Annotated in this window: 10 protein-coding genes; 1 reads left to right on the forward strand and 9 read right to left on the reverse strand. The window is 47.9% G+C overall.

What is annotated here, in order from left to right; translation table 11 throughout:
* Window positions 1-37: 37 nt before the first annotated feature.
* Window positions 38-604, reverse strand: coding sequence for an elongation factor P (gene efp / locus Q0090_RS04715; protein ID WP_004332272.1), 567 nt, complete (start codon window positions 602-604; stop codon window positions 38-40).
* Window positions 605-757: 153 nt separating this feature from the next.
* Window positions 758-1,591, reverse strand: a complete 834-nt coding sequence (locus tag Q0090_RS04720) for a hypothetical protein (protein ID WP_297947941.1) — start codon at window positions 1,589-1,591, stop codon at window positions 758-760.
* A 247-nt stretch (window positions 1,592-1,838) separates the two neighbouring features.
* Here Q0090_RS04720 and Q0090_RS04725 point away from each other — a divergent pair, with 247 nt between their 5' ends.
* Complete coding sequence (locus Q0090_RS04725; RefSeq protein WP_297947943.1) at window positions 1,839-3,899, forward strand: alpha-L-fucosidase; 2,061 nt, start codon at window positions 1,839-1,841, stop codon at window positions 3,897-3,899.
* A gap of 49 nt (window positions 3,900-3,948) precedes the next feature.
* Here the strand turns inward: Q0090_RS04725 and ccsA are convergent, their stop codons facing one another.
* The 7 genes from ccsA to Q0090_RS04760 are packed head-to-tail and all read right to left on the reverse strand — an operon-like array spanning window position 3,949 to window position 13,058.
* Entirely contained in the window at window positions 3,949-5,964 is a 2,016-nt protein-coding gene (gene ccsA, locus Q0090_RS04730; protein ID WP_297947946.1) for a cytochrome c biogenesis protein CcsA, read from the reverse strand.
* Window positions 5,965-5,972: 8 nt separating this feature from the next.
* A complete protein-coding gene (locus tag Q0090_RS04735) occupies window positions 5,973-7,118 on the reverse strand; it encodes a Rid family hydrolase (protein WP_297947949.1) in 1,146 nt (381 codons plus the stop codon).
* 12 nt (window positions 7,119-7,130) lie between these two features.
* A complete protein-coding gene (locus Q0090_RS04740) occupies window positions 7,131-7,844 on the reverse strand; it encodes a hypothetical protein (RefSeq protein ID WP_297947952.1) in 714 nt (237 codons plus the stop codon).
* Window positions 7,845-7,862: 18 nt separating this feature from the next.
* Window positions 7,863-9,110 (reverse strand): porin, encoded by a 1,248-nt coding sequence (locus Q0090_RS04745; protein ID WP_297947955.1) that lies wholly within the window; start codon window positions 9,108-9,110, stop codon window positions 7,863-7,865.
* A gap of 37 nt (window positions 9,111-9,147) precedes the next feature.
* Entirely contained in the window at window positions 9,148-10,617 is a 1,470-nt protein-coding gene (locus tag Q0090_RS04750; protein ID WP_297947957.1) for a di-heme oxidoredictase family protein, read from the reverse strand.
* A 21-nt stretch (window positions 10,618-10,638) separates the two neighbouring features.
* Entirely contained in the window at window positions 10,639-11,736 is a 1,098-nt protein-coding gene (locus Q0090_RS04755; RefSeq protein ID WP_297947961.1) for an imelysin family protein, read from the reverse strand.
* Window positions 11,737-11,774: 38 nt separating this feature from the next.
* Window positions 11,775-13,058: a porin gene (locus Q0090_RS04760; protein WP_297947964.1), complete on the reverse strand. Its 1,284-nt coding sequence runs from the start codon at window positions 13,056-13,058 to the stop codon at window positions 11,775-11,777.
* Window positions 13,059-13,139: the final 81 nt, after the last annotated feature.

Here is a 13,139-nt window from a genome sequence, read left to right on the forward strand (position 1 = left end):
GTCTATGCTTTTAACGAGTAAAGAGTAAAAGGAGATGTTACTCTTTTACGCGGCTAACGTAAGAACCATCACGGGTATCTACCTCGATAAGTTCGCCCTCGTTGATGAAGAGGGGAACACGTACCTCAGCACCCGTTTCTACGGTTGCAGGTTTGAGGGCATTGGTTGCTGTATCACCCTTGATACCCGGCTCGGTATAGGTAACACGGAGCACTACGTGAGGGGGAAGCTCGCAGGTAAGCACGGTTTCGCTCTGTGCATGTACCATTGCTTCTACCGTATCACCCTCTTTGAGGAATTGCACACCTTCGATCCCTTCTCCAGGGATAGTGATCTGCTCAAAAGTCTCTGTGTGCATGAAGTTATACCCCATATCATCCTTGTAGAGGAATTGGTAAGGACGACGCTCGATGCGTACTTCTTCTACCTTTACACCGCTATTCCAAGTCTTATCAAGGATGCGGCCTGTAGCCACATTACGCAATTTCGTACGAACGAAAGCAGGGCCTTTGCCGGGTTTTACATGGAGGAACTCTACGATGAAAAAGTATTGTCCATCGATATCGAGGCACATACCATTTCTAAAATCTGCAGTTGTAGCCATTAGGTCTATCTATCTTATTATCAATTATTCTTCGTATGCAATGCGAGAGCCATGCGCTACTAGCAAGCAAAAAGCACTCTCGACTACAAAAGTAGCCTATTCTCGGCAAATAGCTGCATTCGGGGCAAAATACGCTGGAGGTACGGCAGGGTATCACCCATTAGAAGGCTTGCAGTAGGATGTGGTCAGGCGGCTCTTTGTTCCATCTTTGTAGGTAATCTCTACGGCAATCTGCCGTTCGGGATGGGCACTCTTCTCTATGGGTTCTAAGAGACCGAGGTAATAATAATAGCCTAATAGGTCATACTGATTAAAATCGATCTCAGAGAGTTTGCCACAAACAGGCAGGGCAACATAAGACGAAGATAGATCATCATAGAGGGCGGTCCAAGACCAATACTCAAAGCCTGCCTTAGCCTTGTCTACTATTTCACTATCTAGGTGATAGCCATTGTGGATATAGGAATCGGGAGATCCCGAAATGAATTTGAAGTTATCGTCCATACAACTCCCCTTAGGGTACCTATCACTCCAATCTTCTAGAGCAAAGACAGAGATATTTGTGACCTTATCCACATTATACACTTGTGTATAAAGCAAACTCCTTTCGCTTGGATGTGGATGCCACATGTCGCCATAGGAGCGAGCAATGCTGTCGAAAAGAGCTCTTTTATCCGAATCATCACTACAGACTATATGGGCTTTTCTCTTAGCCTCTTCCTTAGTTTCTTTTAATGAAGCCCAATAATCGATAGGGATTTTGTGACGATACTCCAAAAATACCATGCGAAAATCTTTCTTTTGAAGGAGCTCTATCTCCGGCTTTATAAGACGAAAACCATACACTGCATATAGAGACGTTTGCTGTTTGGGATTCTCTTCTTCCCATTTCACCTCCTCTAGTGAAGACTGAGGAGGCAAGCACCCTACAAACAACAAGGTAATGCAACAAAAAACGGCAACTACGAGAAGCTTACTTCTACTCATACAACTTTCTATTTAGTAAATAATAATGGTGTCTCAAAAACCACCTAGCGCAAAGATATAAAAATACCTACAAACAGCGCCAAAAAAGAAGCAGGTGAGAATTGGCGATTTTTGTGGGTGGTTTTGAAAAAGAAATAGGGCAAGAAATTTCCAAAAACCAGGTGAGATATTTTCCAAAACCAGGCAAGAAAAAAATATTTTTCAGCCCAAATAGATTCGTATCTTTGCCTAGAAATCCGATGGCAATATGCGTAATTTATTTCTAGCACTCCTCCTCACCCTACTCTCAGTTGGTTCTGCTTGGGCAGATTGGTTGGGCGATAAGTACTCCCTCTTCATTCACTACGGACTATACTCAGTAGCCGGCGGAGTATGGCAAGGCACCCCCGTAAAGAGGGGATACTCCGAGCAGATACTCACCTTTGGGGTAGGATTCTCCGACGAATATGAGGCACTTACCGAGCAATTCGACGCTAAAGACTTTTCCGCACAAGAGATCGTGCAACTAGCCCAAAGGGCCGGGATGCGCTCCATTGTCATCACGAGCAAGCATCACGATGGCTTCTGCCTCTGGCGCACAGCTACCACTCCGTACAATTCGTACGATGCCACGCCGGCTCGCCGCGACCTCGTAGGCGAAATTGCAACCGCATGCCATCAGGCAGGTCTAGGCTTTGGCCTCTACTTCTCGCTCATTGATTGGCACTACCCCTACGCCATGCCATTCTCGTCTCACAATGCCGATCCCATCACCCCTCTACACCACGAATACAACCTAAAGCAGGTACGTGAGTTGCTGACTCAGTATGGAGCCGTAGACGAATTGTGGTTCGATATGGGGTCGATGCAGCAGAGCCAGAGTAGAGAAATGTACCAACTCGTACACAGCTTGCAGCCGCAATGCATGGTAAGCGGGCGCTTGGGCAACGACTTTGCGGACTTCTGTGTGATGGCAGACAACGAGTACCCCGATTACTCCATGGTCATGCCTTGGCAAACGGCAGCCTCCATATTTGACGAGACTTGGGGGTATCGCTCTTGGCAAGAGCGCGGAAAAGTAGAAGACAAAGTACAAGAGAAGCTACAATCGCTCCTAAGTGTGGTATCCGGCGGTGGCAAATATCTATTAAACATCGGCCCTATGGGCAGTGGTAAAATAGTAGACTTCGAGAGAGAGGTACTGCAACGTATCGGAGACTGGATTGCCCCTATCCAACAAGCTATCTACCAAACTCAACCCTCCCCATGGGGGGTAAAGAGAGAGTTGCCCCTCGCTACCGTTGCCCCCGATGGCAAGACCCTATACCTTTTTGTCCCCTATGATAGAGAAGGTAAAGAGATTATTCTCCCTCCGATTAAGGGTAAAATGCTCCGTATCCAAACGCTCCGAGGGAAGGGAAAAATAATTCACCAAAAACAAACAAAAGGGGCTATCTCCTTTACGCTAGAGGGTGCAGCTCCCGAAGATTATTACACGGTACTCGCCCTCCACTTCGACCGCCCCTTATCCCTCATTACCCCACCCCACAATGCGAAGCGGCTCTATCCTCTAGAAGCCGAGGCTCTATACGCCCATTCGCAAATAGACTACTATACAGGGTATCGTAGCATTGTGGGGTATCGCTGGTATCCCCAACACGGGAAGCAAAAAGCTACCCTATCTTTCACAAAAGAGGAAAAAGGGGAAAATATACAGCTAAACATAGCCGGGGAAAAGCAAGTGATAGCACTTCTTTCGGCGGACTCCTCCCTCTACACAACGCCCCTCAACGCACTCCATTGGCAGCAGCTCCTTGTGGCTTCCTCCGGCGGCCGATTTGGTACACTTCCTGCCAAATTCACACAAAAAGAAGAGTTCAATCCCGAACAGTGGCGCACCCTTCCGGTATCGTTTGCGTATCAAGAAAAAGTATCCCAAGGCTCTGCACGCTACCTACGCTACACCCTCACGGCAGACCGAGATCTAGTACTTCCTCTAGAGATTCAGTTCTCGGAGGGGATGCTTTGCCTCGTGGATGGCACCATTGTAGCAGGGGCAATTTATCGACCCCAAGAGTCGGGAAGATTGCACCAACACACGCTACGCCTCCCTCTCAAAAAAGGCTCCCATACCCTCCTAGTCAAGCTATACAATCGTGAGAGCCGATCCATGGAGGCGCACATTACTCCTCTCCCACAAATCCGACTTTGGCACAAAAGCATCCAACTCCCATCTGTACGGACGCCTTTTACGCTAGAAATTACAAAGGAAATGAAGCCACCCTTTGCCTCACCGGCTCATCTGTATGGTATTGATTTAGCGTTATAAAAAAAGAGGGGAGAGGAAGAGACTTGCTCTATCCCTCCCCGGATTCCCCCTAACTATTGGCATAACTATGCATTCCTCCCAGCAGATAGTTCACCCCAAAATAGGTCATCAATACCAAAAGAAAGGCAAAAATAAAAAAGAGGTGTAGCACAAGGGGGTGCTTAAAGCAGGCGAAACTTTTTCTATGAAAGGCGATGCCATAGACCATAAATGTGATGAGCGCCCACACCTCTTTTGGGTCCCATCCCCAATAACGCCCCCAAGAGACATTGGCCCATACAGCTCCAATAAAGATCCCGATCCCTAGGAAAAGGGTGGCGGGGTAAAGCATCAGCTCACTAAGGGTCGTAAGGCGTTCTACTTGCTGTTGCACCCCTTTTGCATAGTAAACAAGTGTAATCACCCCATTGATACATAGGAAAGCAAGTAGCGCATAGGCCATCATAATGAGGGAAACATGGAGGCTAAGCAGGGGCGAAGAGAGTACCGGTACCAAGGGGGTAATCTCGGGATTCATCCCGGCAATAGAGGCCACCAGAAGGGCAAAACCCGACATTAAAAAGCCGAAACTACCGGCAACAAAGGGGAACTTACGATGCAAACAGAGGGCAATAAGAAGTATGGCCCAAGCCATAAACTGCATCGTCTCATAGCCATTGCCCATGGGGAACCGTCCGGCAATATAGGCTCGAAGGGCAAGGCTTACAGACTGTGTTACAAAAGCGACGAGCAAGAAGGCCAAGAGCCAGCCTCGTCTCTGCTCCGCAAGATGCCATCCCTGCCCAATAAGCACAGTAAGCCCCAGCACCAAACAGAAGCGATACAATAGGGTAGAAAAAGGTACCTTATTGTAGAATAGCTCTGCCCGGATTCGGGCCTCGGGGAGGGGGGCTACATTCTTGGGAAGAGGCTGGAAGAGAGTATGATTATGCAACATCAAGAAAAGCGCTACACGCTCATCTACCTCCCTTATTGCCTTCTGCAAGGGGGTTACCTGTGCTCCCACCCGTAAATGCATCCAGTATTCTTGCAATTTGTAGCGATTATGCTCATCGTAGAAGTCGACCATACGAGCATATTCTCCCACTCCCAGCAGTTGCTCGAGCTCCGCATTACCCACCTTTATTAGAGGCTCATATTGCCACTCTTCGGGGTAAAGTAAACAGCCGATTAGCACCTGCTCCGCAGAATACTTTTGATAGGTAGCCTTGCCTGTGAGCTTACGCACAAAATCCCTTGCTACGGTATTGAGGGGGACAATACGGCCATTGTAGACCACCTGTTTGTCTTGGTATACGGCGGCATCTTGGCGATTGATCTCCTTGGCATTGAGTTTGGGAGCAAGACACAAAAGAGCGAGAAGGAGAGAGGCTCGGTGCAACCTTGTTCTTTTGAGTAGCTGACGGAATCGCCCTTTGGGCTGCAATAGAAGCCAAAGAGAAGAGAGCGCCAACAGGAGATAACCGGCATACGTGATAGGTATGCCCCATGGATCGTAATTAACAGAGAGCCAAGACCCCTTCTGATCATCGTCGAAAGAGGTTTGATAGAAGCGATACCCTCGAAGCGAAAATATCTTATTCATGGCAATCTGGGCTCTTACCTCCACACCTTCGTTCTCCACCACAACCCTACTAACATAGTCCATGGGCGTATCGGTGCCGGGGAAGTAAAGGACCTCGAATTGCTCTAGCTTCATCCCAAAAGGGAGAGGGAAGGAGCGCTCATCGTCGGGCGAAGAGAAGGAAGTGACAAAGTCGGGATCTTCCTCTGATGTGCGCAAATGGAGCATCCCCTGTTGCCCTGTAAAGTGGGTACATCCGGCTCCGAGTAATATTAAGACGAAGGAAATATGAAAGGAAAAAGAGCCTCTTCTCTTGTAAAGTTTCTGTCGTAGGAGGTAAAAGACTCCCCCTACGAGCAACAAAAGCCAAAGAGTAACAAACCACCAACTGCCATAGATTTCCCGACTTACAAACGAGGTACCATGCAGGTGCTCTACCCACGTAGCAACCCCCATACAAAGCACGAGCAAAAGGTAAACGGCAGCTACTAGATATTTCATTTGTCAGCTTAGTAAGAAGGCAAATTGGGGTTTCTGTTCTCTCTAATTGCAATACACTCCATCTCTATCAACCAAGATGGGCGGCACACCGGAGCAAGTACAATTGTATAAGGTAAGTTGGGGAAACGCTTTTCGTAGAGAGCCTTGACCAAAGCATAGTCCGCAACATCTCTCAGATATACCACAGCTTGTGCCACATCCTCAAAAGAGCACTCAGCCTCCGCCAGCAATGCCTCCACATTTTGCCACATACGCTGCGTCTGCTTGGCAATATCCCCTACATACAAGACCTCTCCATAGTTGTCAATACTTGCAGTACCCGAGATATAAACCTCCGAGCGTGAGGCATAATGCACGGCAGTCCCTCGCTCAAAACTCACGCCATACTCATAGGTTGGGTTTAACCACTCCGGGGCATAGAGGTATTGTATCTGCTCCGACATTAGCCCCTGCACACTGTAAGCATCCATCTGTACCGAAATACGAGGATCTGCATTCCGCCCATCAATCCCCGTACTAGCGATGAAGTGCGTTTGGGAAGTAAGTCCAATTTGGTCAAAGACCCAATTGCGCCCCTCCACTACTCCGGCATAGTTGACATCTACATTTTGCACAAAGAACCAAGTCCGTACACAGTGATCGGCAAGAGTGCAGTGCTGAGCGAACAACTGCCGATCATACTCTTGGAGCAGGTCTTTGGTCTGACTATACGAGCTCTCCGAGTGAGCTACAGCACTACCAAGCCACAAGTGGGTATGGTTGGGGCGCTCTACAGCAAGTAGCCCATTGGGCAGGGGGCGTGCCACTACCTCCGATTGGAGCATAATCCACAATGCCAATTTAGAGCCATTAAGAGGGGGCTGACCTATCACAGAAACAGCATAAGACTCTCCACACTCTTGCCTATAATCATAGACTCTAGCAGCTTGATTGCTTATGTCACTCAAGAAGTAACGAGCCATGATAGGCACAGCGTTTTCATATCTCTCCCGCATCATCTGCAGGGCTTTGTGGAGGGCCAGAAACTGCTCCTCATACGAGGCCATAGGGGCATCAACCTCTAAGAGCCAATGCCAAACAGCCCCATCCGATCCGGACTCCCAGTAGGCTTCTTTTACCTCTACAAGGGGATATTGGTAGCGATTGTAGTGCATGTGAATATTGTATCAGTTATTACCGGCACCCTCCTTTATCCAAGTACGGATAAGGTTAAGCACCTCCGAACGCTCCCGACCGGCGAAGATATCTTCGTGGTTTTTCTTGGAGAAAATCTCCACCAGATAGCTTACATCGGGGTCTCCCGGGGTTACGTAATTATGCCCGTCTGCCGAGTGGGGAGCCTTTACACCCACAAGTCCTGCGTACGAACGATCCGCATTTAGGAATAGATCGCCGGCAGCTTGGGTACTTCCCCCATGGCAAGCAATACACTTCTGGTTAAAGACTTGCTCTTGGATGCGCTGGAACGAAGCGAGGTCTATCGTGGTCTCCGGGAAGGTGAGAGGCTGATCTCCCGCCTCTACCGGAAACGAAACAAAAGGATACACCACTTTCCCCCCCGTGCTCATTACGGCAATGGCAATGGTCTTAGTCTCAGAGGGGATATTATAGAGATTACCATAAATCGTTTCCTCCTCACTCGAAGCCTTGAGCAATCTCTTATTGACCAATGCCTTTGCAGGGTCCTCTCCCAAACAAACAATGGAGAGAGTATGCTTAAGAGGCCATGCCGGAATATTCTGGAAGTGGAGCGCAATGGTGGCCGTTCGCCCCTGATCAATGGTTTTTTCTTCGGGATAAATCTTACCCTCATCGCAGCTGCTAAGCCCAAACAACAATGCCACGGCAAGGGCAAGTATTCCCCTATACATCATGCTCATATAGATAGAAAGAAGTGCTTAGAAAGTATATTGAAGGAGAGCTGTAGCACAATGACGAGCCAAGCCGATACCATCGTTATCGCGATCCATCTGCGTGGCATGCCCCATACGTCCCAAGTATTGATACATAACTTGCAACTTGAGGTTACTACCCACCATGAAGTAATTGACACCAAGGGCAGGCATGTTGAGCCAGCCGCCTTCTGCCATACCATTGCGATCGAAAACATCGTAACGAACAGCAGCCTGTAGCGTAGGTGTTACAAAATAACCGGCTTGAGCATAAGCTCCCCAATAGTTCTCAGGTTTTGATTTTGCCATTACACGAGTAAAGTGCATCCCCATATAATAAGCCTCGGCAGCGAGATAAAATCTATTCTTAATCATCGCAAATTCGGCGCCAACTCTCCAGTTGCTAGAGCTATGATTCTGAGCCTCTACATTGTACGAGGTAGATAGACCAAACAGCATTTTATCCTCTCTCAAATGAGAAGGATTACCCTGCGTGGCAGGCATTTCGCCCTTAGGCATATAGGCAATACGACCGGCATAGAGAAGTTGTGGTAGCCATTTATGGTCATAAGCCATACCCTTTGTTGCATTATTTATAGAGATACCCGAGCCATTGAAAACACCTACTTGGTACAAGAACTGATGATCTAAGACACCATGAAGCTGTACCCCGAGGTCGAAGCCGGTGGCCATACTGGGTCTTACATCATTGAGGTCGTAGGGAAGAAGGATAGGAGCCATTGCACTCGTGGGAAGAACAGGGAAAAGAGTCTCTCCCAACGTGGTAAGATAGGCATGCATAAAGGGAGTTTTGAACTTCCCTACACGTACTCGGAAGGAATCTTTGAGGGCAACGTCAAACCAAGCTTGCTGCAAAAGAGCCCCTCCGCTTTTGGCGGGATTGAGCGCAAGGTTAAAGGTAACCTTACCAAAAGCCTTACCCGTAAAACCAAGTATTGCATTGGGGATAGCAAAGCCACTATTGGCAATATTGGGAGCATATAAGCTCTCTAGCCCCTGGTCATCGAAGTAATTGAAGGTGGCAGTAGTCTGCACCAAACCATAGGGTTTGAAGAGGAAATCGCCGGCAGCGGTGCGGAAGGTGAAGCCTTCTTTCCCGGCCAAAGAGACAACATCGTTCTCTAGATATTTCTCATCTACAGGTTTAGTATCATTGTTCTGCGCAACAGCAGAAAACAAGTTCCCTCCCAAAAGGAGAGCAAATAGAGCGGTAAATAGATATTGTTTATTCATTGTTTGTTTGGAATGCTTTTAGTTTATTCATCGTGATTTATAAGCTACGAAGGAAAGTAAGCAATGCCTCTCTATCCTTTTTGCTCATGCGAGAAAAGAGAATGCGCGAAGCATCACCCTCACCGCCATGCCACATAATAGCTTCGACAAGATTGCGTGCACGACCATCGTGCAAATAGTAGGTATGGTGATTAACGGTCTCTTGGAGTCCAATCCCCCACAAGGGCGTAGTACGCCATTCGCTACCCCGGGCAAGCCCAGAGGGATAATCATCTGCTAAGCCACGACCCATGTCGTGCAAGAGATAATCTGAATAGGGATGGATCACCTGATTGCCTAGCCAAGGAAGTTGGGTACCGGCCAGTAGCTCTGCACCTCGAGCACGAGTGTGTAGGGTTGTTGTGTGGCAAAGATGGCACTTCGCCTCGTGGAAAAGCTTCTCTCCACGAACCACCGTAGGATCCTTAACATTGCGACGAGCAGGTACGGCAAGAGAGTGTAGATAGAGATCCACATCCTCCATATCCCGAGTAGAAACCTCTACGCCTCTATTGGCAAACCCCATCATCTGACCTTGGTTTTCGCATACTTCGTAGGGGAATCTGTCATTCGTTGCGCCCAAATCGGAGGAGAAGCCCAACTCTACCGTTAGGTCTTGGTGGTTGGCCTTATTGCCGCTCACCCCGATACCCATCTTACCCTTCTCCATAACATAATTGAGGCGGCCACTAATGCCATACTCAGGGTAATTGCTCTGGGCAGCCAAGGCAATAAGTTCATTGTGATCTAGCGACATCATCTGACCCATTCCCACGTGTCTGAGGGGCTGACGTACCGAGATAATAAGATCTTCCGGCGCTATTTTCTCATCATACCACTCTCTAATCGTGTAGTGAGGAGTCATCAACTCATAGGCCTCACCATCGGGGAAGTAAAACTTCTGGGTGGTCTGCGTAATCGTGAGCTTGCCCTCAGCTTTTACGCCATAGATAGACTGATCGTGCAAAACTCGACCATACTGAGGGAAGTATCCCCCCGTCTTACGCGTAATGTAGACCAGCATGGCCGAAAAGCCTTCGCCCGAGCCTCCATAAGCAAGAGCCGGGCGAGTGCGCCCCGCATTACGATGACATGCACCGCACGAGTAGCCTCCATACACAGGCCCCAAACCCTTACCCAACTCATGACCGGGGCCACGAGAATTGTCGTAAAGGGCATCTCCGGAGTTGAATCGCTTCAGCATCTCACCCTCTACCCACTCCGAGTTGGTATCGTAGGCGTCACTAGCCGAAGAGAACACAGTAGAGAGCCCGGCCGATAGCTCCTTAGGATCTGCTACATTACCATTAGGTTTGCGCACCACCCCATCGAAGTCGTGGCTCTCACAACTAAGGAAGAAAAAGGGGCTTATAGCCGTGAAGAAAAGTCCCCCAACTCTAAGAGTTGAGAAGACTTTTCCCTCGACTTTTTTGCTCCCCTTCCTAAGAAAAGAGCTTATTAGATTCATTCTTTATTGCATGAAAGGTAGTTAGTTCGAGAATTTAGCGCGAGCCTCACCGAGCATACGATTGAGGTTTGCACAAGCATCCTGTGCTTTTAGGATTTCGGTATCCTTATCCAAATTGCTACGGAAAGGCACTGGGATATCGTTGATTGCATTGATTGTAGCTACAATCTGATCATCAATCTTCTTGCACAGATCGGCATCTTTTATTTTGAGAAGAGTATAGAGACTATTTACGGCAGGCTTACCATTGCGGCTGCAATAGAAGGAGTTACGGATACTCTTAATGTTGTTCATGTAGTCATCTAGTGAGTTCCAGCTATACCAAGACTCTACGGCTAGTACCGCATCTTCGTGCTTTCCCTCTTTCCACATCGTATAGGGGTCTCCAATTTTTGCGGTACCAACCTCATTAGAGATGTCCTCCATACCTGCATATATCTGCTGTACGGCAGCATATACACTGGCAATACCATTACCCTTATGTTGCTTCATGATGTTACCATAAGCCTTTTCACCTTCTGCCCAACCATGGTAGAGAGCCTTTCCATCTCTTACGAGACGATCGGTAACCATGAGGAGATACTCCTTCATACGAGGTGTAAGGTCTGCAAACTTCTTGGCTACCCCTCCTTCGAAAAGGATATATTCTGCAGTATGGAAGCCACGGAGTTTCTGATCAGACTCTTCGTCGCTTTGTCCAAGAGGCTTGTTCGAAGCAAGGATCTGGTCAATACCATCTTTGTCTAGAGGCCAGGTATCGATACTGGGGTCCAATTGGTCTGCCTCTGCGGTACCAAAGAGGAAGGCTTCGCTCATTTCCCAGGGGATACGAGCTGCGCGCCAAGCATCACAAGCTTCTTCGAGGCGTGCTTGACCACTCTTTGCATCCTTAGCTTCTGCAAGAGCTTTCGCTTTGGCATGCAACACCTCCATAGCCTTCGACAAGTCATCATAGGTAGGTACCACCACATCATCAACAAATGCAGCAACCGCCTTATCCATGGCAGCTTCATCTAGTACGACGGGTGTGTCCGGATTCTGGATCTTTGTTTTCTCACAAGAAGCGATTGTCATAGACAAACCCACTGCCACCAAGGGCAACCATTTTAGTAGTTTCATAATCGTTGTATTGAATGATTTATTTGTATGTCCTTATTCTACTTCGAAAAAAACCAACCTACATAGGCAATCCCCAACGAGATCAAATTTTCACTGTTGTAGGCCCCTCTGCCTATGGTACGATGCATGTAATCGGCCTTCACTACAAGGTTGGGGAGGGCGTAATAATTAACCCCTACGCTACATGCAGATACCTGCATTCTCTTATCGGCAAGGAGGTTGCTCCCCGCTTCTACACGCTCCATCGGATTGTAGTATTCGTAGCGTAGAAATGGATATACACGCCACTCTCTATGCCCAAATAGCGATCCTACATTGTAACCGACCTCTCCGCCATAGCACAGGGCAGTCTCTGCCACAGTCGTATGAGAGTATCCGGAATTATTCGATGAGCGATTGTTAATCTTCGTGAGCGCTGCACTGGCTCCCAAATAGCCATAGATCGCATTGGCTCTCAAGATAAAATCGCGGTGAGGACTTACGTAGGAGACATCTCCGGAGGTAATGAGAACCGGGAATTTGTATCCTGTATTACGATGCGGCTTAGAGGCATTTTTTGCAGTATTATCAAAGTAAAAAGACCCTCCAAGACGAAGCCCCTTCACCCCCGTATATTCGAGACGTGCCACAATGGCCGGACTCGAAAAATTGGTCTTTTCGAACATGCCCTGTCGGCCCTTCTTCACCCAGTCTTCACTACGGAATCCTTGTGGATCCAGCCCACTTACAACCTGCAAGTGGTAATTGAAATGACCCAAAGTACCCAACAATTCCACCCCTGTTTCGTGCCATGTCGAAGGTATAATTGTAGTCTCTCCTTCGGGGCGATATACTCCGAAAAAGTTAATGGGTTCGTGGTGTGCATTAGTCAAGCCAATGGGAACAATTATGTGCCCAACTCGAAGGTTGAGGGCCGGAGAAAAAGAATAGGTAAGATGAACTTGCTCCAAAGCAACCTCTCCACCCTTCTCTATTTCTACTTCGTACTCTCCGTTTTCTTCGTACCACTCAATCTCTCGAGCACATCCGGTACCACCATATTCAAACTCTATCTCTGCCCCCAAAGACCATCTATTGTTGAACTTATAGTCGAAGGCCGTAATAAATCTGGGGACTGAGATCTCTGCACGTCCCCCCTTGGTAGTACCATGAGGGGTAGCCCGATTCCAATCATGATCTAGATAACTAGCACCGATCTCTCCGTACCCACCAAAACGGAATTTGCTGTATCCCTCTATACTATCTTTCCTAGCTTCTTGGGCAAAAAGAACCGAAGTAGACAACAGAGAAATAAGCAAATACAATGACAACTCTTTTCTCATCTATTTGTTATTTTTGGCGCAAAGATAGAGATAGAAGCACCCAGTGACAATACCTATTTCTTAGTATGTTTCAAGCATTAA

It is taken from the genome of uncultured Porphyromonas sp., assembly GCF_938023125.1.
Lineage (GTDB): Bacteria > Bacteroidota > Bacteroidia > Bacteroidales > Porphyromonadaceae > Porphyromonas.